The sequence below is a fragment of the Buttiauxella sp. AC038 genome (assembly GCF_979253565.1).
In genome coordinates this window covers 185,925-209,818 of sequence record NZ_CEEDCQ010000001.1, presented here as the reverse complement: position 1 = coordinate 209,818, position 23,894 = coordinate 185,925, and the positions used below count along the sequence as shown (strand labels likewise).

At 51.0% G+C, this 23,894-nt stretch carries 23 protein-coding genes; 3 read left to right on the top strand and 20 right to left on the bottom strand.

The genetic code is table 11. From position 1 onward, the window contains the following. Positions 1–31: 31 nt before the first annotated feature. The 5 genes from gntU to AC0IXI_RS00965 all read right to left on the bottom strand — a co-directional run bounded on the left by gntU (position 32) and on the right by AC0IXI_RS00965 (position 5,363). Positions 32–1,372: a gluconate transporter gene (gene gntU / locus AC0IXI_RS00985; protein WP_064514606.1), complete on the bottom strand. Its 1,341-nt coding sequence runs from the start codon at positions 1,370–1,372 to the stop codon at positions 32–34. Continuing rightward, on the bottom strand, positions 1,369–1,902 hold the full coding sequence (gntK, locus tag AC0IXI_RS00980; protein WP_064514608.1) for a gluconokinase: 534 nt from the start codon (positions 1,900–1,902) through the stop codon (positions 1,369–1,371). The genes gntU and gntK overlap by 4 nt, the downstream gene beginning before the upstream one ends. Positions 1,903–2,281: 379 nt before the next feature. Further along, positions 2,282–3,277 (bottom strand): gluconate operon transcriptional repressor GntR, encoded by a 996-nt coding sequence (gene gntR, locus AC0IXI_RS00975; RefSeq protein ID WP_064514609.1) that lies wholly within the window; start codon positions 3,275–3,277, stop codon positions 2,282–2,284. Positions 3,278–3,505: 228 nt separating this feature from the next. After that, positions 3,506–4,201, bottom strand: coding sequence for a pirin family protein (locus AC0IXI_RS00970; RefSeq protein ID WP_134185830.1), 696 nt, complete (start codon positions 4,199–4,201; stop codon positions 3,506–3,508). 124 nt (positions 4,202–4,325) lie between these two features. Next, positions 4,326–5,363 (bottom strand): oxidoreductase, encoded by a 1,038-nt coding sequence (locus AC0IXI_RS00965; protein ID WP_471681818.1) that lies wholly within the window; start codon positions 5,361–5,363, stop codon positions 4,326–4,328. A gap of 453 nt (positions 5,364–5,816) precedes the next feature. Here AC0IXI_RS00965 and yhhY point away from each other — a divergent pair, with 453 nt between their 5' ends. Then, the gene (gene yhhY / locus AC0IXI_RS00960) at positions 5,817–6,320 is read left to right on the top strand and encodes an N-acetyltransferase (RefSeq protein WP_134185834.1); all 504 of its coding nucleotides are present in this window, start codon (positions 5,817–5,819) and stop codon (positions 6,318–6,320) included. Between the two features lie 33 nt (positions 6,321–6,353). Here yhhY and msrA read toward each other — a convergent pair whose 3' ends face one another. The 3 genes from msrA to ggt all read right to left on the bottom strand — a co-directional run bounded on the left by msrA (position 6,354) and on the right by ggt (position 9,561). Beyond that, complete coding sequence (gene msrA / locus AC0IXI_RS00955) at positions 6,354–7,079, bottom strand: peptide-methionine (S)-S-oxide reductase MsrA (protein WP_471681817.1); 726 nt, start codon at positions 7,077–7,079, stop codon at positions 6,354–6,356. A 30-nt stretch (positions 7,080–7,109) separates the two neighbouring features. Then, positions 7,110–7,622 carry a peptide-methionine (R)-S-oxide reductase MsrB gene (msrB, locus tag AC0IXI_RS00950; protein ID WP_471681816.1) on the bottom strand — a complete coding sequence of 171 codons (513 nt, stop codon included), beginning with the start codon at positions 7,620–7,622 and terminating at the stop codon, positions 7,110–7,112. A gap of 172 nt (positions 7,623–7,794) precedes the next feature. After that, entirely contained in the window at positions 7,795–9,561 is a 1,767-nt protein-coding gene (gene ggt, locus AC0IXI_RS00945) for a gamma-glutamyltransferase (protein ID WP_471681815.1), read from the bottom strand. Between the two features lie 252 nt (positions 9,562–9,813). Between ggt and AC0IXI_RS00940 the strand changes: the two genes are divergently transcribed. Further along, positions 9,814–10,266 (top strand): DUF2756 family protein, encoded by a 453-nt coding sequence (locus AC0IXI_RS00940; protein ID WP_064514621.1) that lies wholly within the window; start codon positions 9,814–9,816, stop codon positions 10,264–10,266. On the opposite strand, the gene ugpQ is transcribed toward AC0IXI_RS00940, so the two are convergent. From ugpQ to livK, 10 genes are all read right to left on the bottom strand, one after another. Next, a complete protein-coding gene (ugpQ, locus tag AC0IXI_RS00935) occupies positions 10,253–10,996 on the bottom strand; it encodes a glycerophosphodiester phosphodiesterase (protein ID WP_064514624.1) in 744 nt (247 codons plus the stop codon). The two genes, AC0IXI_RS00940 and ugpQ, sit on opposite strands and share 14 nt — an antisense overlap. Then, positions 10,993–12,063 (bottom strand): sn-glycerol-3-phosphate import ATP-binding protein UgpC, encoded by a 1,071-nt coding sequence (locus AC0IXI_RS00930; RefSeq protein ID WP_471681814.1) that lies wholly within the window; start codon positions 12,061–12,063, stop codon positions 10,993–10,995. Before AC0IXI_RS00930 ends, ugpQ begins: the two co-directional genes overlap by 4 nt. A 3-nt stretch (positions 12,064–12,066) precedes the next feature. After that, entirely contained in the window at positions 12,067–12,912 is an 846-nt protein-coding gene (gene ugpE, locus AC0IXI_RS00925) for a sn-glycerol-3-phosphate ABC transporter permease UgpE (protein WP_471681813.1), read from the bottom strand. Beyond that, positions 12,909–13,796, bottom strand: coding sequence for a sn-glycerol-3-phosphate ABC transporter permease UgpA (gene ugpA, locus AC0IXI_RS00920; RefSeq protein WP_064514631.1), 888 nt, complete (start codon positions 13,794–13,796; stop codon positions 12,909–12,911). The genes ugpE and ugpA overlap by 4 nt, the downstream gene beginning before the upstream one ends. Before the next feature lie 106 nt (positions 13,797–13,902). Further along, on the bottom strand, positions 13,903–15,222 hold the full coding sequence (gene ugpB / locus AC0IXI_RS00915; RefSeq protein ID WP_064514633.1) for a sn-glycerol-3-phosphate ABC transporter substrate-binding protein UgpB: 1,320 nt from the start codon (positions 15,220–15,222) through the stop codon (positions 13,903–13,905). A gap of 201 nt (positions 15,223–15,423) precedes the next feature. After that, positions 15,424–16,137, bottom strand: coding sequence for a high-affinity branched-chain amino acid ABC transporter ATP-binding protein LivF (gene livF, locus AC0IXI_RS00910; RefSeq protein WP_034499522.1), 714 nt, complete (start codon positions 16,135–16,137; stop codon positions 15,424–15,426). Position 16,138: 1 nt separating this feature from the next. Then, positions 16,139–16,906, bottom strand: coding sequence for a high-affinity branched-chain amino acid ABC transporter ATP-binding protein LivG (gene livG, locus AC0IXI_RS00905; RefSeq protein WP_034460506.1), 768 nt, complete (start codon positions 16,904–16,906; stop codon positions 16,139–16,141). After that, positions 16,903–18,189 (bottom strand): high-affinity branched-chain amino acid ABC transporter permease LivM, encoded by a 1,287-nt coding sequence (locus AC0IXI_RS00900; protein WP_064514635.1) that lies wholly within the window; start codon positions 18,187–18,189, stop codon positions 16,903–16,905. The genes livG and AC0IXI_RS00900 overlap by 4 nt, the downstream gene beginning before the upstream one ends. After that, the gene (gene livH, locus AC0IXI_RS00895) at positions 18,186–19,112 is read right to left on the bottom strand and encodes a high-affinity branched-chain amino acid ABC transporter permease LivH (RefSeq protein WP_064514637.1); all 927 of its coding nucleotides are present in this window, start codon (positions 19,110–19,112) and stop codon (positions 18,186–18,188) included. Before livH ends, AC0IXI_RS00900 begins: the two co-directional genes overlap by 4 nt. 70 nt (positions 19,113–19,182) lie before the next feature. Continuing rightward, positions 19,183–20,295 (bottom strand): high-affinity branched-chain amino acid ABC transporter substrate-binding protein LivK, encoded by a 1,113-nt coding sequence (livK, locus tag AC0IXI_RS00890; RefSeq protein ID WP_064514639.1) that lies wholly within the window; start codon positions 20,293–20,295, stop codon positions 19,183–19,185. A 416-nt stretch (positions 20,296–20,711) separates the two neighbouring features. On the opposite strand from livK, the gene panM reads away from it, so the two are divergent. After that, positions 20,712–21,092 carry an aspartate 1-decarboxylase autocleavage activator PanM gene (gene panM, locus AC0IXI_RS00885; protein ID WP_413499652.1) on the top strand — a complete coding sequence of 127 codons (381 nt, stop codon included), beginning with the start codon at positions 20,712–20,714 and terminating at the stop codon, positions 21,090–21,092. Between the two features lie 281 nt (positions 21,093–21,373). Here the strand turns inward: panM and AC0IXI_RS00880 are convergent, their stop codons facing one another. Both AC0IXI_RS00880 and rpoH read right to left on the bottom strand, forming a co-directional pair. Beyond that, positions 21,374–22,477 carry a branched-chain amino acid ABC transporter substrate-binding protein gene (locus AC0IXI_RS00880; protein WP_413499651.1) on the bottom strand — a complete coding sequence of 368 codons (1,104 nt, stop codon included), beginning with the start codon at positions 22,475–22,477 and terminating at the stop codon, positions 21,374–21,376. 347 nt (positions 22,478–22,824) lie between these two features. After that, positions 22,825–23,679: an RNA polymerase sigma factor RpoH gene (gene rpoH, locus AC0IXI_RS00875; RefSeq protein ID WP_034499532.1), complete on the bottom strand. Its 855-nt coding sequence runs from the start codon at positions 23,677–23,679 to the stop codon at positions 22,825–22,827. Positions 23,680–23,894: the final 215 nt, after the last annotated feature.

Below are 23,894 nucleotides of genomic sequence, written 5' to 3'. Positions count from 1 at the left end.
GATTAGCGTTAGCGATATCCACCTCGAATGCTTAAGACAGCAGCGAGAACGCAATCATCCCAACAACCGCACCCGTGGTGCCGAGGATGGTTTCCATCATGGTCCAGGTCTTCAGGGTTTGCCCTTCGGTTGCACCAGTGAATTTACCAAACAACCAGAAACCAGCGTCGTTAACGTGGCTCACAACAATAGAACCACCCGCGATACAAATCGACAAAGCAGCCATTTGTGCGCCGTTATAGTTCAGCTGCTCAATAACCGGCATCACAAGACCAACGGCGGTCAGGCAAGCAACCGTTGCTGAACCCTGAATAATGCGAACCGCAGCAGCCAGCACAAAACAGGTTAAAGCAATGGGCAAACCTAAACCCGTCAGTGCTTCGCCCAGTGCAGGGCCAACGCCAGAATCCACCAGCACTTGTTTAAACACCCCGCCCGCACCGATAACCAGCAAGATAATGCCAGCCGGTTGCAGCGCGTGGCCGCAGATTTCCATGACCTTTTCTTTCGCCATTCCCTGACGATATGCCAGGCCATAAATAGCCACCAGACACGCCACCAGAATCGCGGTGAACGGATGACCAATAAACTCAAGCCATTCGTACAGCGTGGAACCCTGTTCGACGAAACGTGCAGCAATGGTTTTCATGCCAACCAGCACCAGCGGCAGCAGAATAAGCGACAGGCTGAAGCCGAACGATGGCAGTTTGCCTTCGCCCAGATGCGGTTCGGTGATGTCGTCAGGAATATGCAGTTCGACGTATTTACTGATGAAGTTACCAAACAACGGCCCGGCGATAATCATACTTGGAATGGCGGCGCACAGGCCTAGCAGAATCATCCAGCCAAAGTCGGCGTGCATCTGGGAGGCGAGCAGCATTGGCGCAGGCCCTGGCAGCAGAAACGCTGCGGCAGCGGCGACACCTGCGAACAGAGGAATAACTAATTTGACCAGGTTTGTTCCGGTATGACGGGCCATAGAAAACGCCACGCTAATCAGCAGAACAATGGCAACTTCGAAGAACAACGGTAGCGCACAAATCAAACCCGCGAGGCCAATCGCGTAATGTGCGCGACTCTTGCCAAAAGCCTTCAGCATTTTGACGGCTATCTGGTCTACGGCACCTGTTTCATGAAGAATCTTGCCAAACATCGCACCGAGTGCGACGACGATGGCCAGAAATCCAAGTGTGCCACCCATGCCTTTTTCCATGGTTGCCGCGATTTTATCGAGCGGCATCCCGGAAAATATCCCTGCACCAATTGAAACCACCATCAAAGCGACGAAGGCATGCATACGAGCCTTCATCACTAAAAACAGCAGCAGTAAAACCGAACCTACTGCTGTTAAAACAAGTGTTAATGTACTCACTGCGCACTGCCTTCATTAATCACATCAATAGTGCTGGCCACCACGCCTTCCAGCGTTTGGTCAATATCCACCACCAGAACATCAGGTTCATCAGCTTTTGGTTCTTCCAGCGTTTCAAACTGAGTGACCAACATCTGAGTTTTGAAGAAGTGACCTTTACGTGCTTTCAGACGGTTTTCAATGACTTCAAAATCCCCTTTCATGTAGATGAAAGAGAGATTTGGGTTACCGTCGCGCAATTGGTCGCGATAAACCTTTTTCAGTGCGGAGCAAACAATGAGGGAGACTTTATTGGTGCGTTGCATGGCGAAAGCCGCGTCATTTAACGCTTGCAGCCATGGTTTGCGGTCTTCATCGTTGAGCGGCTCACCGGATGCCATTTTCATGATATTGCAGCGAGGATGAAGGAAGTCACCGTCAAGGAACGCGGCTTTGAGTTGATGTGCTACTTCACTTGCAACAGCAGATTTACCGCTGCCAGAAACGCCCATCAGGACGTAGATATGGTGGTCATGGTTGGTAGTGCTCATAGCGTAGCTCCGACTGTTATACCCTTCATTCTTCAAGCTACCTCTTTGTTGGCTGCGTTCACTCGTCCGAATCACTTAGTTTACTAAGTTCATCGGAACTCCTTCTCTTGCCGCCGCGATGCAACTCGAATTATTTTGGGAATATTAAAACTGTTACGGGTAACTGTTATCGGTAACATTGTCTAAGCTGATTGCGCAATAAGCAATAACCATTAGCTTGCAAAGCGTATAATTGTGAACCAAATCAAAAAATACTGCCATTCCCCCTAAATAATTCGAGGTGCAGGAAGGCCGTAAGTCCCCAGGAACATAGATAACTATGTGACTGGGGCGCGCGGGTGCAGCTAACACACCTGCACCTTGAAGTATGACGGGGGAATTAAATTGAACCGCCGGGAGAGAGAGTAAAACCTAAATCTAACATCTGCGGCGTAACAGTTTCGCCACGTATCCGCGCCAGCAAACGCTCAGCACCAATACGCCCCATACGTTCACGCGGCGTCAGTACGCTGGCAAGACGCGGTTCCATTACCTGCCCAATATCGTGGCCGTGGAAACCGGCAATCGCCATATCTTTTGGAATACTCAAGCCCTGACGCTGGCATTCAAATGCCGCACCGATGGCTAAGTCATCGTTAGTACAGAAGATGCTGTCGAGCTGCGGATATTCACGCCTGGCCTGACGGAACAATTCAATACCGGTGGAATATGAGGAGGAGTTTTCGACCATTACACTATATGGCACAAGGCCGGCATCGTTCATCGCCTGCTCATAGCCTTTTTTCTTAATCACAGTACGTTCATCAAGACGTGCACCGAGATACGCTACATGGCGGTGGCCACGCGCAATAATGGCGGCAGTCATCTGGCGTGCTGCTTCGAAGTTATCAAACCCTACGGCAATATCCAGGCACGGCGAAATGCTGTCCATCAATTCAACAACTGGGATACCCGCCACTTCAATCATTTTTAAGGTGCGCGGAGTATGGGTACGCTCGGTAAGGATAAGACCGTCGATATTCCAGGAAAGCATTGATTCCAGACGCTCTTCTTCCAACTCCGGTTTGTAGCCGTAGTGAGCAAGCATGGTCTGGTAGCCGTAAGCATCGACAACGTTTTCAATACCACGAAGCACTTCAGCGAAAACCTGGTTGGTAAGCGAAGGCAACAACACGCCGATTGCGCGACTGGTAGAATTGGAGAGGATGTCTGGTGCGCGGTTCGGAATATAGCCAAGTTCATCAAGGGCTGCGGCAATTTTTACCTGTAACGCAGCGGAAACCTGGTCAGGGTTACGCAAAAAGCGACTGACCGTCATTTTGGTTATGCCAACGCGGTCTGCAACGTCCTGTAATACCGGTCTTTTCTTTTTCATTGTCCTGCTGTGCGGGTTAACTATCGACAACGAAGTTTAGCACGGACAAAGCACAACCTTCCCCTGTTTCCGAGGAAGGTTGTGACCGGTAATTATGCATTTAAATACCCAAAATCATTCGGGGTGCAGCAAGGCGGCAAGGAAATAAGTCCCCGGGAGCTTACTAAAGTAAGTGACTGGGGCGAATTTACGTAGCCAACACCGCTGCAACCTGAAGGATGACGGGTATTAGACTGGAGGTAAATCGAACAAAAGAATCTCACTTTCACTATTGGCATGAATCGAAATCGCTTGTTCATCCCACACGGCGATAGCATCGCTGGTTTTGGCCTGAGTGCCATTAATCGACACATCACCTTTCACGACCTGAATCCAGATACGGCGTTCAGCCGGAATCTGATAAACAGATTGTTCGTCTTTCGCCAGCGCCCAACGCGACAGTTCCATATCCTGATTCACCAGCAAGGAACCCTCACGTGCATCCGGTGAAAGCACCAGTTGGCGGCCTTGCGGTGCATCGAAGCGACGTTGGTCGTAACGCGGCGTGATGCCAGTTTTGTCTGGAATGATCCAGATTTGGTACAAACGCAGGCGCTCAGTTTTGCTTGGGTTGTACTCGGAGTGAGTAATCCCGGTGCCGGCGCTCATAATCTGGAACTCACCCGCAGGAACCTTCTCTTCATTCCCCATGCTGTCCCGGTGTGCAACCGCGCCTTCCAGCACATAGGTCAGGATTTCCATGTCCTTGTGCGGATGGGTACCGAATCCTTCTCCAGCGTCCACTACGTCTTCGTTAATCACACGTAATGCCGAGAAACCCATGAAATTGGCATCGTAATAGTTAGCGAATGAGAAGGTGTGCCAGCTATCCAACCAACCATGATTCGCATGACCACGTTCTTCAGCTTTTCTTAAAAAGATCATCTTCATTTCTCCGCAATTCGTTTGATGGGCTAAGTGTGGACCCGAATCGGAAATGATCATAGAGGGTGAAAATTGACGCCTCTGTTCAAAAAAAGTGAATGAGTCAGAGGCGTTAAATTTCTGGTTAAGCGAGGGTCACAGTAGAAGGTGCAGCTTGCTCGAAACCACGTTCGAGGATCTCAAGGTTGGTTAATGCTTCAATTTCTCTGACGTAATTTGGCTTGCCGTTAACAATGGTTTCGTACAGCGCGTCGTATACACGCCCGTATTCTCCCGCTTCCGGTTTCAGCTCTTCGCGTACGGTTTCACCCGCGGCGTTGACATATTCAAGCACGCCTACGCTGCTGTCTGCCGCAAAGCCCGGTTCGCCCGGCATGATGTACGCTTTAAGGCTGGTTTCTTGCTGGTCGATACCGTACTTAATGAACGAGCCTTTGGTGCCGTGCACCAGGAATTTCGGGTAATCGATTTTGACTAAATGGCTGGTTTTGACGATGGCTTTCATATCGCCATAGAAAAGCTGCGCTTCAAAGGTATCGTCCGGGTTGGCTTTATTACGCACGCTACGAATATCGTAGGCAACGTGATCGGGGCGGCCAAACAGCGAGATGATTTGGTCCATGGTATGCACACCGAGGCCATAGAACGCACCATCTGCCGGCAGCCCTGGTTTAGTTTCCGCAACCGGGCGATACATATCAAAGTGACTTTCAATTTCAACGATATCGCCAAGTTTTCCGCTTTCGATGGCTTTTTTCATCGTCAGGAAACAGGAGTCAAAACGGCGATTCTGGTAAGGCGTGACGGTCAGCCCTTTGGCTTTCGCCAGTTCGAACAACTCTTTGGCTTCAGCAAGTGTTGGGGTAAACGGTTTTTCCACCAGCACATTTTTGCCTGCTTCCAGCGCGCGTTTCGCGTAATCAAAGTGGCTATCCGCGTGGGTGCAAACCACCACCAGCTTGACCTGCGGGTCGTTCAGCACTTCGTCCAGATCGCTGGTGAAATGAATGTGGTTATATTCCGGCTGCTGCTCGATATCCGGCTTTTCATTGCGGCGGAAAATATGGGCAACGTGGAATTTATCTTTGCGGACCAGAACGTAAGGGAGGTGGTAACGCGTGGTACTTTTGCCAAAACCTATAAAAGCGCAGTGTAGGGTCATTGCTTCGTCCTTTTTGACTTTGAATTGCAATTACCATACTTGAGTATTTGGCGGATGTCGCGGCGCTAAGCCGTCCTACGAAAACAATGTTTTTATAATAAAGATCGAAGGTTTTGCCCAAATTAGTTGGAGTTGTAGCAAGGCGGCAAGGGAACGAATCCCGATGAGCTTACTTATGTAAGTGATTCGGGTGAGTGAGTGCAGCCAACACAGCTACAGCTTCAAATAAGCAGGGCAAAAAAAGCCAGCAGAGCTGGCTAAAGTAATACTGGAAGCAATGTGAGCAATGTCGTGCTTTCAGGATGTCTCCGTAGGGGTCTCCCCTGAACGCATGGCAATAATAATCATTATCATTCGCACTTGTCTACTTTTTTTAGAAAAAATTGGCAGTTGACGAAAATTAAAAAGTCAATAATGTTGAAGGGGTTACCTAACCAATTGAGGATAAAAGGAATGAGTGAAATCGTAGTTCGTCACGCGGAAATCGGAGATTTAGAATCCCTGCAGCAAATTTATGCCCAGCCTGCGCTATACCGTGACACGCTACATATTCCTCATCCTCCGCTAAAACTGTTCATCGATCGGATGGCCGACCTGAAGCCAGGCAGCCGTAACCTGGTCGCATGTATTGATGGCAAAGTTGTTGGCCAGCTTATGTTGATGGTTGAGCAGTCTGCGCGACGCAGCCACGTCGCGACATTTGGTATGGGCGTAGATAGCAACTATCAAGGCAGAGGCGTTGCCAGCGCGCTTATGGCCGCGATGACCGACCTGTGTGATAACTGGCTGCGTATCGACCGTATTGAGCTGACAGTGTTTGTTGATAATGCACCTGCACTCTCGGTTTACCGCAAATTCGGCTTTGAGATTGAAGGCACAGGCAAAAACTTCGCGTTACGTGATGGGCAGTATGTGGATGCGTATTATATGGCGCGCCACAAAGTGAACATGCAGTAAAGGCCACGGGGGAGTTCACCTCCCCCGCTTAATTTATTCTTTTACCAGTACAGCCTGCTCACGGTAGTTGTGTGGAAAGTACTGCTGCAATTCTTTAATTTTCGGCAAATCATTCACCACAATGTACGGGTGATTCGGATTGTCGTTTAAGAAGTTTTGATGGTAAGCCTCCGCCGGATAAAAATGCCCATTACTTTCCACTTTCGTCACTATCGGCTTGCTGTAACTATGGCTGCCATTCAGTTGTGCGATATACGCTTTCACCACTTCGGACTGCTGCGCATTCATCGGAAACACAGCTGAACGATATTGCGTTCCGGTATCCGGACCTTGTCTATTTAGTTCGGTTGGATTATGGCCAACAGAAAAGAAGATATGCAGCAATTCACCGTACGTCACCTGAGTTGGGTCGTAAGTGACCTGGACAGTTTCCGCATGGCCCGTATCGCCATTACTAACCTGATCGTAATTCGCGGTCTGCGCATCGCCACCAGCATAGCCAGATACTGCGTTAGTCACACCTTTAACGTGCTGGAATACACCCTGAATTCCCCAGAAGCAGCCACCAGAGAACAACGCAGTTTCGCTGTGTGATGAGCCAGGTGCTTCATCGCGTGCAGGCGCGGGAATAACCACAGCGGGTTCAGCTCCTCCCATCGACCAGGCACTGCTCTGAAAGGCAAACGCGGATACCGCCACCAGGCCCACAATTAAGCTGTAATTACGCAGAGACAGAATACTTTTTCGGTTAATTTTCATGGAGAGACTCACTTACAGGTTATGCCTGACTTAAACCGCTTTTGGAGTAAATATCATCGCCAACCCATTCATGCAGTAGCGCAAGCCCGTGGGTTTTGGGCCATCATCAAATACATGCCCGAGATGCCCACCGCAGCGGCGGCAGTGCACTTCGTCGCGCACCATACCCAACGAAATATCCCGGCTGGTGAGTGCTGCATTGGGTAAAGGCTGCCAGAAACTCGGCCAACCTGTATGGCTGTCGAATTTAGTCTCTGAAGAAAAAAGGGGAAGCTTGCATCCGGCGCAGGAAAATTCACCCTTGCGGTGCTCATCATTCAATGGGCTGGTATAGGGCCGCTCGGTGCCCGCTTCGCGCAAAATATAAAATTGCGCGTCACTTAAGCGTTGATGCCACTGGGCATCTGTTAGCGTGAATTCAAATTTTTCAGCCAGTGCCTGCGCAACAGCTTTGCGGGAAAACAGCGATGGTAACAACCCCATCAACGCCACGCCTGAAACCACACTACTTCCCAGCAGGAAATTACGTCGGTTGATCATCATTACCTCAACTTTTCCAGTATCTGATGTCACCAAACTACAAAAGAACAAGTCTCCGAATCCTCCCGAAAGATTAAACTTTTTGAGACAACTGGAGTTATCAGCGCCGAGATGAGTAATGAAAGGAATAGTCTGTGAAAACACCACTCCCCAGCGGGAGGAGTGGTGTTATTGATTAATAACCAGCGGCGAGATCATCAACCGAACGCGGGTCAGAAGCGCCATATAGCGAGCCATCTGGCCCAACCATAATACTTTGCGTACTGCCCATCGCCTCTTTCACCTGGACGTTCTGCCCTTTATCTTTCAGCAGCTTAAGTGTATCCGGGCTAAAGCCTTTTTCGACTCTTAACTCATCAGGCAACCATTGATGATGGAAACGTGGTGCATTAGTTGCTTCAGCGACGTTCATTCCATAATCGATGGTATTCATCACCATTTGCAGCACAGTAGTGATGATTCGGCTACCGCCCGGGCTACCTGTAACCAGCCAGGTTTTGCCATCTTTCACCACAATAGTTGGCGACATCGACGACAGCGGGCGTTTATGCGGCCCAACGGCATTAGCATCGCCACCGACCAGCCCATAAACGTTCGGCACGCCCGGTTTAGCCGAGAAGTCATCCATTTGGTTATTCATCAGAATGCCGGTGTTGCCTGCAACAATGCCGGTGCCAAATACAGTATTGAGCGTATAGGTCACTGCAACGGCGTTGCCATCTTTATCCACCACGGAGAAATGAGTGGTCTGGTTACTTTCATACGGCGCGAGTTTACCGGGTTTGATTTCACTCGACGGGCGCGCTTTGTTGATGTCTATCTTTTCCGCCAGTGATTTGGCATAGGCTTTGTTAGTTAGCGCCTGCCACGGCACTTTCACAAAGTCAGGGTCACCGAGGTATTCCGAGCGATCCGCATAAGCATATTTTTCAGCTTCAGCGGTAAGCTGCATCGCATTGGCACTGCCGAAACCATATTTACCGAGATCAAAGTTTTCCAGAATATTAAGGATTTCAACGATGTGAATGCCGCCAGATGACGGGGGAGGCATAGAGAAAATCTGGTAGCCACGGTAGTCACCGCTGATTGGCGCACGTTCGACAGCCTTGTAATTCGCCAGATCGGCCTTGCTAATTAACCCCCCATTTTTTGCCATTTCATCGGCAATCTGGTCGGCAATGGCCCCTTTATAGAAGGCATCAGGGCCATTTTCGGCAATCATCTCCAGGCTTTTGGCGAGGTTCGTCTGCACCAGTTTGTCGCCCTTTTGCAGCGGTTCCCCATCAGCTTTCCAGAAAATAGCTTTGCTGTTTGGGTGATTAGGGAGCACTTCTGCGCCATAGACTTTCAGGTCTTCCGCCAGTGCATCATTCACTGTGAAACCATCTTGCGCCAGTTTGATGGCGGGCTGGATAACTTTGTTGAGCGGCAAAGTACCGTACTTTTCCAGGGCCATTGAGAAGCCTGCCACTGTGCCTGGTGTGCCTGAAGCAAGATGAGAAGTAAGGGATTTTTTGCTGTCAGCATTGCCCTGCGCATCGAGGAACATATCGCGCGTGGCTTTTTCTGGCGCCATTTCACGGAAATCAATGGCGGTGGTTTTGCCATCTTTGGTTCGCAGCATCATAAAGCCGCCGCCACCAATATTACCCGCCTGCGGGTGTGTTACCGCTAGCGCAAAGCCCACGGCAACGGCGGCATCTACCGCGTTGCCACCCTGTTTAAGGATATCGACACCCACTTGTGTTGCGAGTGAATCTTGCGAGGCCACCATGCCATTTTCAGCACGTACCGGGTGATATACGTCCGCTTCCACACCGTAGGAAACAGGAGCTGCAACCGGAGGGGGCGCAGCACTAACGCAGAGGCACAGTCCTATCATCAGCGCGGGAACGGTCATCCAGCGCAGAATTTCTAAACGAATCTTTTTCCACTGCTTCATCGTTGTTTTCTCCATATATTTATAAAACCCTATGGATTCCATGGTGCAGGAAGGCGGCAAGCGAACGAATCCCGATGAGCTTAGTGGACTAAGTGATTCGGGTGAGTGAACGTAGCCAACGCATCTGTAACGTGAAAGGCGACGGGTTTTAGAGTCAATCGCCCATAAAGCCTGGTCCATAATTCCTAAATAATCTTCGTCACTACGGAAAACGATTAAACTTAGTAGATCCCCCAAATGGAGGAAGTGAAGATGAAAAAAATACTCATGCTGGCGGCTGTGCTGCCATTGACCTGTTTGGCACAGCCGATTAATACCCTGAATAATCCAAACCAACCGGATTACCAGATCCCAAGTCAGCAACGCATGCAGCAGCAGATGCAAACGCAGCAGATACAGCAAAAAGGGATGTTGAATCAGCAGTTACAAACGCAGACGCGTATGCAACAACAGCATTTGGAAGGGCAGATAAACAATAATTCCCAGCAGGACGTCTTTAAGGTGAAAAAAACGCTGCCGAATGAGATGGAAGTAGGAACGCAGCAGGTGTTGCCAAATAACAACGGCGGGATGTTGAGTGGAAGTAGCAGTACAAGCAGTCAGGATCACATGCTGCAACCGAAAAGCAATGGCAGCATGCTTAACCAAAGTAATCACTCAGCGCCATTACAGCCGAGTATTCCGCTGAAAACTATTGGGCCGTAAAATCAGCGCCAATCTGGTCAATACGGTCGGTACAAATGGTATCAACTCCCCAGCGCAGCAGCGTTGCTGCTCGTTGGGGAGCATTCACCGTATAAACCAGAATATGCAGTCCCGCCGCTTTAAGCTCATTCACACGAGACTCATCAAGCAATTGATGGTTCAAGTGAATGGAAACGCAGCCAAGTCGGGTGGTCAGTTCCCGCCAGTCATCACGCCATTCATCGAGTAACAACCCGCGTGGGAGTTCAGGCACGGCATTTTGCGCCGCCTCCAGCGCTTCGATAGAAAACGAAGACAGCAACGGTGCGGTTTGCCCCTGCCATAATTCAATGGCTGCCAGAGCGATAACTTGCCCGGTTTGCGTATCGGTGCCGGTCGACGGCTTGATTTCGATGTTTGCCATCATGCCGTGCTGTTTACAGCGTGCGGCAACCTGCGAAAGCAGAGGTAATGGCTCGCCTTTAAACTCACCGCTAAACCAGCTTCCGGCATCAACATTCAGCAGCTTATCCCACGGCAAATCACCCGCAATTCCCCAGCCATTACTGGTGCGCTCAAGCGTGTCGTCGTGCAGCAGGAAGATTTGCCCGTCTTGTGAAAGTTTGGCATCAAACTCAATCATGGTATGACCGTAGCGCGCACCAACATCAATGGCTGCCAGCGTGTTTTCCGGTGCCAGTTTTCCGCCGCCACGATGGGCCGCGACTTTTGGGTATGGCCAGTTACTCATAAACGTTGTCCATTTTCTTTATCAAAGAAATGTAGATTATTTTCAGGCAGATGCAGCCAAAGCGTGCTGCCGGGTTGCGGGCGCTCCTGGTGCGACAGGCGCACCACCATTTTTTGCTCGCCCCAACGCCCGTGCACTAAATTATCCGCGCCGAGCATCTCCAGCGTGTCCACTATAAAGGGGATTCCGCCTGCGGTTTGTGAGCTTAGCGCAATATGTTCCGGGCGGATACCCAGGGTTACAGACCGTCCTCGTTGCAGGTTTGCCGCATTTCCCAGTGGTAACGCCATGCCGCCTGCTAGCTCAAAGCGCGAGCCGTCAGCACTGATATTCCCTTCCAGCAAGTTCATAGCGGGTGAGCCGATAAAACTCGCCACAAAGCGGCTTGCCGGGCGTTCGTAGACTTCGACTGGCGTGCCGATTTGCTCGGCGACGCCCTTGTTCATCACCATCACACGCTGCGCCAGTGTCATCGCTTCAACCTGGTCGTGTGTGACGTACAAACTGGTCGTCTTCAGGCGGCGGTGTAGCTGTTGTAATTCCAGGCGCATCTGCACACGCAGCTTGGCATCAAGGTTTGAGAGTGGTTCATCAAACAGGAAAACAGCCGGATCGCGCACAATCGCGCGCCCCATTGCCACACGCTGGCGTTGGCCACCGGAAAGCTCACGCGGGCGGCGTTTAAGTAAACCATCGAGCTCCAGAATTCGGGCCGCTTCCACCACTTTCTGCTGGATGTGTGCTTTGCCCATGCCACGGATTTTCAGCCCCCAGGCCATGTTTTCTTCTACGCTCATATGTGGATACAGCGCGTAGTTCTGGAACACCATCGCGATGCCGCGTTCTTTCGGCTCCATTTCGGTGACGCGCTGGCGATCAATCCAGATATCACCACTGGTAACACGCTCAAGGCCGGCGACCATACGCAGCAATGTTGATTTGCCGCAGCCCGACGGGCCAACCATCACGATAAATTCGCCGTCTGCCACATCCAGCGTTAACGGTTGAATCACCTGGGTTTTGTTATCCCAGCTTTTGCTTACTGCCTGTAGTTTTAATCCTGCCATGGGTTACTTCTCACTATCAACAAGGCCACGCACAAACGCGCGTTGCATGGCTAAAACAATAATTACCGGCGGAATCAGCGTCAGCAGCATCGCCGCCATCACCTGGTTCCACTGTGTAGAGCCTTCGCCAGACGACATCATCCCTTTAATACCCGCGACAGCCGTACCGAGGTTAACGTCGCTGATAATCAGCAACGGCCACAGATACTGGTTCCAGCCGTAGATAAAGGTGATGACGAACAGCGCCGCGAGGTTGGTTTTTGAGAGCGGCAGCACGATGTCGCGGAAGAAACGCATCGGCGATGCACCGTCGATACGCGCCGCTTCCATAAGCTCGTCAGGCAGCGTCATAAAGAACTGGCGGAACAAGAAGGTTGCGGTCGCTGATGCCATTAACGGCAGCGTCAGGCCGGTGTAGCTATCGAGCATTTTGAGATTGGCGATCACTTCCACCGTCGGGAAAATACGCACTTCAACCGGCAGCATCAGAGTGATAAAAATCATCCAGAAGAACAGGTTACGCAGCGGAAAGCGGAACCAGACAATGGCGAAAGCGGAGAGCATGGAAACTGTGATTTTGCCGACAGTAATCACCATCGCCATGACAAAACTGTTCAGCAGCATCAGGCCAAATGGCGCACTGTTGGCACCCACGCCGTGCGTCCAGATATAGCCCATGTTTTCCAGCAGATGCGTGCCCGGAATCAGCGTCATTGGCGTCTGAAAAACGGCTTCGTTATCAAGCGTTGCCGCCACAAATGCGACGTACAGCGGGAACAGAATCACGATGATGCCCAGAATCAGCATGGTGTGGCTGAAAATCGTCAGCCCACGGCGGTTCTCAATCATTGGTAGCGTACCTTACGTTCCACAAAGCGAAACTGAACCACGGTCAGGATGATCACCAGCAGCATTAACACCACTGATTGCGCGGCCGACGCGGAGAGATCGAGTCCGGCAAAACCTTCGCGATAAATTTTGTAGATAAGCGTGGTGGTCGCCTGCACTGGCCCACCGCCTGTTGCGGCGTCGATAACCGGAAAGGTGTCGAAAAAGGCATAGACCAGGTTTACCACCAGCAGGAAGAAACTGACCGGGGCAATCAACGGCAGCGACAACTTGAAAAAGCGGCGCACCGGGCCAGCTCCGTCAATGGAAGCGGCTTCGACCAGGGATCGAGGAATCGACTGCAGGGCGGCAAAGAAGAACAAGAAGTTGTAGCTGATTTGCTTCCAGACCGAAGCAAACACCACGAGGAACATCGCCTGGCCACTGTTTTGCGCGTGGTTCCAGTGGTAACCAAACTGCTCAAGAACGTGGGTTAGCAGGCCGCGCCCAGGGTTAAACAAGAAGATCCACAATACGGCGGCAATCGCCGGGGCCACCGCATACGGCAGCAGCATGAGCGTTTGGTAAATACGACTGCCACGAATCACGTAATCCGTCAGGGCGGCGAAAAACAGTGATACCAGCAGGCCGCTACCCGCTACTAATCCACTGAAAATTAAGGTGGTGTAGAAAGAGTCGAGATAGTAGCTGTCGTGGAAAAGCTGTTTGAAGTTATCCAGCCCGACAAAAGTACTCGAAAGCCCAAAGGGATCGACATTCTGGAGTGAATACCACAGCGCTTCGCCCGCAGGCCAGATGAAAAAGATAATGGTGATAACCAGTTGCGGCAGGACAAGGGCATACGGAAGCCAGCTGGAACGAAACACCGGACGAGATGATGACATAGTGTTGCTCTTATAGAGATTAATGGTGGATGTCGCATGCGCTAATCCACCCTACAACGGCTTTCGTGGGTCGGATAAGCGAAGCGCCATCCGACACCAACAAAACTTAAGACTTCGTCGACTGCTCGAAACGGCGCAGCAGCTGATTTCCACGTTCAACCGCGCTATCTAACGCCTGTTGAGGGGTTTTCTTGCCGGTCCATACCGATTCCAGTTCTTCATCTACAATGGTACGAATCTGTGGCATGTTGCCCAAACGCAGACCTTTGGTGAATGGCAATGGCGGCTTGTTCATCATCTGGCGCGTAGCGATATCAGCACCTGGATTTTTCTCGTAGAAGCCTTGTTCGCGCGTCAGGTCATAAGCCGCTTTGGTAATTGGCAGATAACCTGTTTTCTGGTGCCACTCAGCGGCGATTTCTGGCTGAGCAAGGAACTGCATAAACTCGGCAACGCCTTTGTATGTTGCGGCGTCTTTACCCTGCATAACCCACAGACTTGCCCCACCGATAATGGCGTTTTGTGGTGCGTTCGGAATGGTTGAGTCGTAAGGCATCATGCCCACGCCGTAGTTGAATTTGGCGTAATGGCGGATATCAGCAAGCGAACCGGAAGAGGCTGTTGTGATGGCGCAATCACCGTTGTAGAACTTCTCGGTGGACTCATCTTTACGGCCAAAGTAGCTAAAATCACCTTTCTTATTCAGCTCTTCCAGCAGAGCGATGTGTTTCACCTGCTCTGGTTTATTGAATTCCAGCACGGCGTCAGTACCATCAAAACCGTTGTTTTTGGTCGCAACCGGCAAGCCGTTCCACGCGCTGAAGTTTTCAATTTGAATCCAGCCCTGCCAGCCGCTGGCATAACCACATTTCATGCCTGCCGCTTTAAGTTTTGCGGTGTATTCAGCCAGGTCCTGCCAGGTTTTTGGCGGCTGGTCCGGGTTGAGGCCAGCTTTCTTAAAGGCATCTTTGTTGTAATACAGCACTGGCGTGGAGCTGTTGAAAGGCTGGGAAAGCAGATGCCCGGTTTTCGCGTCGGTGTAGTAACCGGAAACCGTCGGCACAAATTGGGATTCGTCGAACTTAATGCCCGCATCGTTAAACACTTCATACACAGGCTTGATAGCTTTCGAGGCCATCATGGTCGCAGTGCCTACTTCGTAAACCTGCAAAATAGCTGGCGCATTACCCGAGCGGAAAGCCGCAATCCCTGCCGCCAGGTTTTGTTCGTAGTTACCTTTATAAACCGGAACAATTTTGTAGTCTGGATGCGTCTGGTTAAAGCGTTGAGCCAGTGAATCAACTTCTTTGCCCAGTTCGCCTTCCATTGAATGCCAGAACGGAATGGAGGTGGCGGCGATAGCGCTGCTGCTAAATACGCATCCTAGCGCAAGGCAAATTGCGGTGTGTCGTAACGATGCAGTCATGTCTTATCTCTCGAATTATTTTGAGTTGAATAAGTTGCGCGAAAATACGCGTTTTTGTTCGCATCAAAACATGACATGCGCGAATGACAGAAAAATAACCGTGAGGTGACAGGATCGTTACGATGAAGTGAAGGAATTATGACTGGAGGCAAAATGTCATAAAAAAGGAGCCAAAAGGCTCCTTAGGTTTGAAGCGATAAACTAGCCGCCGAGGTAGGCGCTACGTACCGCTTCGTTAGCCAGAAGCGCATCACCGGTGTCTTCCAGCACCACGTGGCCGTTTTCCAGCACGTAGCCGCGATCAGCGAGTTTCAACGCCTGGTTGGCGTTCTGCTCGACCAGGAAGATGGTCATGCCTTCGCTGCGCAGTTGTTCGATAGTGTCGAAAATCTGCTGGATGATAATTGGCGCAAGACCGAGCGATGGTTCATCTAACAGCAACAGACGCGGCTGGCTCATCAATGCACGGCCAATCGCCAGCATTTGCTGCTCACCACCGGACATAGTGCCCGCACGCTGAATACGGCGCTCCAGCAGGCGCGGGAACAGTTCGTAAACGCGTTGGATGCGTTCATGATACTGGTCGCGTTCCGCAAAGAAGCCGCCCATCGCCAGGTTTTCCTCTACAGTCATGCGAGAAAACACGCGGCGGCCTTCAGGCACGATCGCCACGGCTTCACGCATGATGCGCGCGGTATGCCAGTCGGTAATGTCTTTGCCATCAAAAGTAATTTTGCCGCTGGAAGCGCGCGGATCACCACACAATGTGCCGAGCAGCGTTGTTTTTCCCGCGCCGTTCGCGCCAATCAGGGTAACAATTTCGCCCTGTTTAATATGCAGACTGACCTCATGAAGCGCCTGGATTTTTCCGTAGTGGGCGCTCACATGGTCAAATGACAACATGATATTTTCCATATTAAGCCTCACCCAAATATGCACGGATTACGTCAGGGTTATTACGGATTTGCTCCGGCGTGCCATTCGCAAGCGGCGTTCCCTGGTTTACCACGTAAATCCTGTCAGAAATGCCCATCACCAGTTTCATATCGTGCTCGATTAACAGCACGGTGGTGTTGTGATGGTTGCGTAACTCCATGATTAATTCATCGAGCTCATGCGTTTCTTTCGGGTTAAGGCCAGCCGCTGGTTCATCAAGCATCAGAATTTCTGGCTGAGTCACCATGCAACGTGCAATCTCAAGGCGGCGTTGATCGCCATACGCCAGGTTGCTCGCCTGGCGGTTAGCCTGCTCAAGTAGGCCAATACGATCAAGCCAAGTTGCAGCGCGGTCCAGCGCTTCGCTTTGTGAGCGGCGAAAAGCAGGCGTTTTCAAAAGACCTGAGAACACACCCGTTTTCAGCTGCATATGCTGAGCAACCAGCAAGTTTTCAATCACGGTCATTTCGCGGAACAGACGAACGTGTTGGAAAGTACGCACCACGCCCATACGTGCAATTTGTTGACCCGGCAGCCCTTCAAGGTGCTGATCACGCAACAGAATCGTACCGCCTGATGGCTTGTAGAAGCCGGTCAGGCAGTTAAACACCGTGGTTTTACCGGCACCGTTAGGACCGATTAACGAAACAATTTCTTGTGGATGCAGTTCCAGAGAAACATTGTTTACGGCGAGCAGGCCGCCAAAACGCATCATCAAGCCGTTTACGGATAACAATGGCTGACTCATGCCTGCTCTCCTTTCACTTGTTCCACTTGCTCTTTTTTAAGCTTCAATTGCGGACGCGACATTGGCAGCAAGCCTTGTGGACGCCAAATCATCATCAGCACCATCAAGCCACCAAGTACCAACATGCTGTATTCGTTCAGATCACGCATCAATTCACGCGACACCACCAGCAGCACGGCGGCGAGGATAACGGCAAATTGCGAGCCCATACCGCCCAGCACGACAATCGCCAGTACGAATGCAGATTCGGCAAAGGTGAAGGATTCCGGGCTAACAAAGCCCTGACGTGCAGCAAACAGCGTACCGGCAAAGCCTGCAAACGCGGCGCTGATGGTAAACGCGGTCAGTTTGATGCGCGTTGGGTTCAGGCCAAGCGAACGGCAAGCGATTTCATCTTCACGCAACGCTTCCCACGCACGGCCCAGCGGCATACGCAGCAGTCGGTTAATCACAAACAGCGACAGCACAACCAGCAACAGCGCAACGAGGTACAGGAAGATAATCCTGTCGCCGGGGTTATAGGCGACGTTAAAGAAGTTGCTGAAGGTGTCCCACCCGCCTTCACGCGTGCTGCGGCTGAATTCCAGACCGAACAGCGTAGGTTTTGGGATCTGGCTGATACCGTTCGGGCCACCGGTAATTTCGGTGTTGTTGAGCAGCAAAATACGGACGATTTCACCAAAGCCGAGCGTCACAATCGCAAGGTAGTCGCCCCGTAAACGCAACACCGGGAAACCGAGCAGGAAACCTGCCGCCGCAGACACCAGGCCGGCGATTGGCAAGCATGTCCAGAACCCTAAACCGTAGTAGTGGTTGAGCAGCGCAAAGGTATAAGCGCCGATGGCATAAAAACCGCCGTAACCCAGAACCAGCAAGCCAGACAAACCGACAACCACGTTCAGGCCCAAGCCGAGAATGATATAAATCATGGTCAGCGTGGCGATATCCACCGTACCGCGTGACACCACAAACGGCCACGCAACCGCGAGCACCAACAGTGCCGCCAGGAACAGTTTTTGTTTCGGCGTAGAACCATCTAACGCAGGCAGCACAAACTTCGGCCCGGAGACTTTTTTCATGCCTTTCTGGAATGCAGGACGCAGTAACTGGAAGACGAAGACAATCGCCGTACCAATCAACACCCATTCCCAGCGCACCGTTTCAGCGCTGTGGACTACAAGCTTAGTGCCATCAAGACTTAGCTGAACGCCCATAAAGACGCCCGCCAGCACGAAAAATATGGCCGCCGAAAGCAGCGCCAAAACAACATGCATCGGTTTCATACTTTTTCTACCTCCGGGCGACCCAGGATACCGGTAGGCATAACCAGCAGAACCACGATGAGCAGCGCAAAGGAGACAACATCTTTATATTCAGTGCTCAGATACGCGGAGGTCAGCGCTTCTGCAACACCTAAAATCAGGCCACCAATCATCGCACCAGGAATACTGCCGATACCGCCAAGAACCGCTGCGGTGAAGGCTTTCATCCCGGCCATAAAACCGATGTATGGGTTGATAACGCCGTAGAATTGGCCCAGCAGAACACCCGCTACCGCAGCCATGGCTGCGCCAATCACGAAGGTCAGGGAGATAACGCGGTCGGTGTTAATTCCGAGCAGGCTCGCCATTTTCAAATCTTCTGCGCACGCACGGCACGCACGACCCATGCGGGAGTAGCGAATAAACAGCGTCAGCGCCAGCATCGCAAGGAATGTCACCACCCAAATCACCAACTGCATGGTGGTAATGGTTGCGGTAAAGTTGTCGCTAGCACCGACGACCCACTGGCCGTTAAACAGGCTTGGCAGCGCAATATCACGTGAACCTTCAGTCAGGCTGACGTAGTTTTGCAAGAAGATGGACATCCCGATAGCAGAGATCAGTGCAATCAGACGCTTAGAATTACGCACCGGCTTATAAGCAACACGTTCGATGCTCCAGCCGTAGGCACTGGCGATGACAATAGCACCAATGAAACCTGCACCCACCAGCATCCAGCCCACATCAATGCCCATCATCATCAGCGCTGCGATGATCATAAACGAGACGTAACTGCCGATCATATACACCTCGCCGTGGGCGAAGTTGATCATGCCGATAATGCCGTAAACCATGGTGTAACCGATAGCAATCAGCGCGTAAGTACTGCCCAGCGTGACGCCGTTAAACATCTGTTGCAGGAAGTAGAGGAACTGCTCGGACATACAATAACCTTATTTATTCCTCCCCAACGCATAGCCGTCGGGGAGGTGGGATGATCCAGAATTGCCGCTACTATTTCGTCGCTACAGAAGACGAACCGTCGGCATGCCACTGGAAGACACCAAAATCAAATCCCTTCAGATCGCCTTTCTCATCCCAGTTCAGCGGCCCAATCACGGTTTTCGCACCGTTTGCTTTCAAATCTTTGATTAAATCAGCAGGTTCTGCACTACCCGTGCGCTCAAGCGAGGTCGCCAGAGACTGCACGGCTGCGTAAGTGATCCAGACATACGGGCCGCTCGGATCTTTCTTCTCAGCTTTCAACTCGTCTACGATAGCTTTGTTCGCCGGGTCCTGGTCATAGCGTTTTGGCATGGTCACTAACATACCTTCACCTGCTGCACCCGCGATGTTAGACAGTGATGCGTTACCCACGCCTTCTGGCCCCATAAACTGGGTTTTCAGGCCAACAGCACGGGCCTGGCGCAGAATCTGACCCATTTCCGGGTAGTAGCCGCCGTAATAAACGAAGTCGATATTTTCTTTTTGCAGACGCGCAACCAGCGTGGAAAAGTCTTTATCGCCCGCAGTGATACCGTCGAAGAAGACGATGTTCGCGCCGCCTTTTTTCAAGCCGTCTTGTACAGAGCGTGCCAGGCCTTCACCATATTGCTGTTTGTCATGAATGACCGCGATGCGCTTCGGTTTCACAGTGTCGAGAATGTATTTTGACGCCGTTGGGCCCTGGGAAGAATCCAGGCCAGCGGTACGCATAATCATTTTGTAACCACGGGCAGTCAGCTCTGGGTTCGTTGCACCCGGAGTGATCATCAGGATGCCTTCGTCTTCGTAGATATCAGACGCAGGCTGAGTGGAAGAGGAGCAAAGGTGGCCAATGACATAACGCACACCGTCGTTAACGATTTTGTTGGCAACGGCTACCGCTTGTTTCGGGTCACAAGCATCGTCGTATTCAACCGCAACCAGTTTGTCGCCTTTGATGCCGCCTTTAGCGTTGATGTCTTTAATTGCCTGGCGCGCGCCGTTGAATTCCATATCGCCCCACTGCGCAACCGGGCCAGACATTGCACCAACAACCGCAACTTTGATGTCTGCTGCGGTTGCCGCGTGAGACACCGCCAGCGCAATAACTCCAGCGAGTAATGTCTTCGCGTTCATTTTCATAGATCCAATTCCTGTTCGTGATTATGTGGTTTTATAGTGACCAAAAAACGCACTGTGTGTTTTTTAGCCTTTAACCATTTTTATGAGCGCCTTTAAGGGCTTAGCGCCAAAATTTACAATTTTTAAAGCTAAACTCTCTATTTTTCAGGCTATTAAGCAAAGATATTATTCTGTATTTGCTCATAGTTAAACAAAAAAAAGCAGCTTTTTCAGCATAAAATAGCGATACAAAGAGCGGAATAAATCACTAGGTTTTAGGGTTTTATACTGACCATATTTCAATCTACCGCTTATCGAACTGGCATACGTTTGCCGTAAAAATTAATCGTCTGGTATATGACAGATAAAAGATAAAGCGTCTGGCGCAAATAAATTGGTTACACTCGGGGTTTTCCCGCTTTTTGGTTAGCTCGCTTATGAAACTCACCATCATTCGTCTGTTTGAGTGTAGTGCTCAGGATGAGATTGATCTTGCTAAGATCTGGCCGGAATACTCCAGCGCTTCGCTTGCTTTGACTGATACTCACAGAATTTACGCTGCAAAATTTAATGACCGACTGCTCGGAGCGATGCGGGTTACGCTCACGGGCAATGAAGCCGCGCTGGATTCGCTGCGGGTACGTGAAATCACCCGTCGCCGTGGCGTTGGGCAGTATCTGGTCGAAGAAGTAATTCGTGATAATCCTGACATCACCGATTGGTGGATGAGCGACGCGGGAGTAGAAGACCGCGATGTGATGAATGCGTTTATGGAAGCGGTAGGGTTTACTGCTGAGAATAGCGGTTGGGGAAAGTGATATAGAAGCGTCGGATGACGCTTCGCTTATCCGACCTACAAAAATGGGGGGAAATAACTGTAATTGTTATCGCTCCCCCATTTATCGAAGCATTTCGCGTTGCAGGAAAGCGGCAAGTTGTGAAATCCCCGGGAGCTTACTCCAGTAAGTGACCGGGGTTAACAAATCTGTCAGGAACAGATTTGAACGCTGCTTGCAGCGGCCCTACAAGGGCGAGGCCCAAGGATGGGCCAAGTAACAACGCAGCCAACGCATCTGCGGCGCGAAAGGTGCCCGATAAATTATTTGGCGTCGGTAGCAGTACCGTTAGCATGCCAGGTAAACACACCAAACTCGAACCCTTTCAGGTCACCCTTCTGATCCCAGCTCAACGGACCCATTACAGTATCAACCGTTGCGCCTTTCAGGTACGTCGCGATTTCAGCCGGATCTTCTGACTTGTTCAGGCCTGCAGCCAGAGATTGCAGTGCTGCGTATGTGGTCCATACGAACGCACCACTTGGATCTTGTTTCTTCGCTTTAATCGCATCTACAACCGGTTTGTTCGCCGGAACCTGGTCGTAGTTCTTCGGCTTAGTCACTAACAAGCCTTCGGCTGATTCACCCGCGATGTTAGACAGCGAAACGTTCGCCACACCTTCTGGACCCATGAACTGAGTTTTCAGGCCTGCTGCACGAGACTGACGCAGGATCTGGCCCATTTCCGGGTGGTAGCCACCGTAGTAAACGAAGTCGATGTTCTCTTTCTTCAGGCGTGCCACCAGCGTTGAGAAGTCTTTCTCGCCTGCGGTGATACCGTCAAAGAACACCACGTTAGCGCCGCCTTTTTTCAGGTTGTCCTGAACGGAGCGCGCCAGGCCTTCGCCATACTGCTGCTTGTCATGAATTACCGCGATATTTTTCGGTTTTACATGCTCAAGGATGTATTTTGCCGCCGTTGGGCCCTGATCGGAGTCCAGGCCGGTGGTGCGCATTGTCAATTTGTAACCACGCGCGGTCAGCTCAGGCGCTGTTGCCGCTGGTGTAATCATCAGAATACCTTCGTCTTCGTAGATGTCAGACGCAGGCTGAGTGGAAGAAGAACACAGGTGACCGATAACATATTTGATGCCGTCGTTAACCACTTTGTTGGCGACCGCTACCGCTTGTTTCGGGTCACAAGCATCGTCGTATTTAGTGATAACCAGTTTGTCGCCTTTGATGCCGCCTTTGGAATTAATGTCAGCAACCGCTTGTTCTGCACCGGTAAACTCCTGGTCGCCATACTGTGCAACCGGGCCAGACATCGCCCCAACTACCGCTACTTTGATGTCCTTAGCAAATGCCGCGTTGCTCATTGCAAGCGCAATACAACCAGCCAATAACGCTTTGCCCTTCATGTTCATCCTGAGATCCCCATTTTTGTTGTGATTGGTATTTACCCATCATCCTTCAAGCTGCAGGGGTGTTGGCTGCACTCACTTACCCGAATCACTTACCTTAGTAAGCTCATCGGGATAAGCTCCCTGGCCGCCTACCTGCAACTCGAATGCTAATGGGTAATTGTTGTGTTGTTTTGGCACGATTTTATTTTTGATTTACGAATACCGCGTGTGCCTTCGCCGCACTCAGAGTTAAAAACATACCCGAATTTGCGGTTTTTGGAATAACAATTTTTTCACAATAGGGAAGGAAAGTGACGGGCATAAAAAAACCGCCTCGAAAGGCGGTTTTTTTTGTCTGGCTGAATAACTTACGCTTCGATGGCCATGCGCAGTTTTTTCATCGCGTTCTTTTCAAGCTGGCGCACACGCTCGGCGGAAACGCCATAGCGGTCAGCCAGTTCTTGCAGCGTGCTTTTGTTGTCTTCGTCGAGCCAACGGGCACGGATAATATCCTGGCTACGCTCGTCCAGACCCAGCATAGCGTCGCTGAGTTTATCAGCCGCGTGCGATTCCCAGTTATCGTCTTCAATGCCATCGGCAAAGTTAGAAGACTTATCCTGCAAGAACAGCACTGGAGCCATTGGCGCGCTGTCTGAATCGTCGTCGTTGCCCATGTCGAACGTCATGTCCTGCGCCGCCATGCGAGATTCCATCTCACGGACATCTTTGCTGGAAACCCCCAGCTCGTTGGCGACCATTTCCACTTCGTCCTGGTTGAACCAACCCAGACGTTGTTTAGTTTTACGCAGGTTAAAGAACAACTTACGTTGTGCTTTAGTGGTTGCCACTTTCACAATACGCCAGTTACGCAGAACGTATTCGTGAATTTCAGCTTTGATCCAGTGCACGGCGAACGACACCAGACGGACACCCACTTCCGGGTTAAAGCGGCGCACAGCCTTCATCAGGCCGATGTTGCCTTCCTGAATCAAGTCAGCCTGCGGCAAGCCATAGCCCGAGTAATTACGAGCGATATGAACAACAAAGCGCAGGTGAGACAGGATCAGCCTTTTCGCTGCTTCCAGATCGCCCTGGTAATGCAGCTTTTCAGCCAGCTCCTTCTCTTCCTCAGCCGTTAACATCGGCCAGGAATTAGCGGCCCGGATATAAGATTCCAGGTTACCAACAGGGGCTAAAGCTAAATTTTGCATTTCTTTGGTCATTCAAACCCTCTCTTAAGACTAACGTACAGGTTGCTACACCATGCTGCACCTGACCACACGTCAAGCGCCAAACCGTACCATCCACAGTAAACTCAGACAGTGATGTTATCCACAAGTTCACTGTAAAGCTGTGCATATATTACACACAAAATGTGACAGAGCTATGAAACTGGGCAGGAGAAACACATACCGAGGTGGGAGCGTGTCCCCTGCTG

Bases quoted from the DNA above. Each gene is read 5' to 3' on its own strand.
- ugpB (WP_064514633.1), bottom strand. From the start codon at position 15,222: ATGACTGCATCGTTACGACACACCGCAATTTGCCTTGCGCTAGGATGC.
- AC0IXI_RS00965 (WP_471681818.1), bottom strand. From the start codon at position 5,363: ATGACCCTACACTGCGCTTTTATAGGTTTTGGCAAAAGTACCACGCGT.
- gntK (WP_064514608.1), bottom strand. From the start codon at position 1,902: ATGAGCACTACCAACCATGACCACCATATCTACGTCCTGATGGGCGTT.
- livF (WP_034499522.1), bottom strand. From the start codon at position 16,137: ATGGAAAATATCATGTTGTCATTTGACCATGTGAGCGCCCACTACGGA.
- ugpA (WP_064514631.1), bottom strand. From the start codon at position 13,796: ATGTCATCATCTCGTCCGGTGTTTCGTTCCAGCTGGCTTCCGTATGCC.
- panM (WP_413499652.1), top strand. From the start codon at position 20,712: ATGAAACTCACCATCATTCGTCTGTTTGAGTGTAGTGCTCAGGATGAG.
- AC0IXI_RS00970 (WP_134185830.1), bottom strand. From the start codon at position 4,201: ATGATCTTTTTAAGAAAAGCTGAAGAACGTGGTCATGCGAATCATGGT.
- msrB (WP_471681816.1), bottom strand. From the start codon at position 7,622: ATGATGATCAACCGACGTAATTTCCTGCTGGGAAGTAGTGTGGTTTCA.
- livG (WP_034460506.1), bottom strand. From the start codon at position 16,906: ATGAGTCAGCCATTGTTATCCGTAAACGGCTTGATGATGCGTTTTGGC.
- msrA (WP_471681817.1), bottom strand. From the start codon at position 7,079: ATGAAAATTAACCGAAAAAGTATTCTGTCTCTGCGTAATTACAGCTTA.
- ggt (WP_471681815.1), bottom strand. From the start codon at position 9,561: ATGAAGCAGTGGAAAAAGATTCGTTTAGAAATTCTGCGCTGGATGACC.
- ugpQ (WP_064514624.1), bottom strand. From the start codon at position 10,996: ATGAGTAACTGGCCATACCCAAAAGTCGCGGCCCATCGTGGCGGCGGA.
- gntR (WP_064514609.1), bottom strand. From the start codon at position 3,277: ATGAAAAAGAAAAGACCGGTATTACAGGACGTTGCAGACCGCGTTGGC.
- livH (WP_064514637.1), bottom strand. From the start codon at position 19,112: ATGTCCGAGCAGTTCCTCTACTTCCTGCAACAGATGTTTAACGGCGTC.
- ugpE (WP_471681813.1), bottom strand. From the start codon at position 12,912: ATGATTGAGAACCGCCGTGGGCTGACGATTTTCAGCCACACCATGCTG.
- AC0IXI_RS00880 (WP_413499651.1), bottom strand. From the start codon at position 22,477: ATGAACATGAAGGGCAAAGCGTTATTGGCTGGTTGTATTGCGCTTGCA.
- rpoH (WP_034499532.1), bottom strand. From the start codon at position 23,679: ATGACCAAAGAAATGCAAAATTTAGCTTTAGCCCCTGTTGGTAACCTG.
- AC0IXI_RS00940 (WP_064514621.1), top strand. From the start codon at position 9,814: ATGAAAAAAATACTCATGCTGGCGGCTGTGCTGCCATTGACCTGTTTG.
- livK (WP_064514639.1), bottom strand. From the start codon at position 20,295: ATGAAAATGAACGCGAAGACATTACTCGCTGGAGTTATTGCGCTGGCG.
- yhhY (WP_134185834.1), top strand. From the start codon at position 5,817: ATGAGTGAAATCGTAGTTCGTCACGCGGAAATCGGAGATTTAGAATCC.
- AC0IXI_RS00930 (WP_471681814.1), bottom strand. From the start codon at position 12,063: ATGGCAGGATTAAAACTACAGGCAGTAAGCAAAAGCTGGGATAACAAA.
- AC0IXI_RS00900 (WP_064514635.1), bottom strand. From the start codon at position 18,189: ATGAAACCGATGCATGTTGTTTTGGCGCTGCTTTCGGCGGCCATATTT.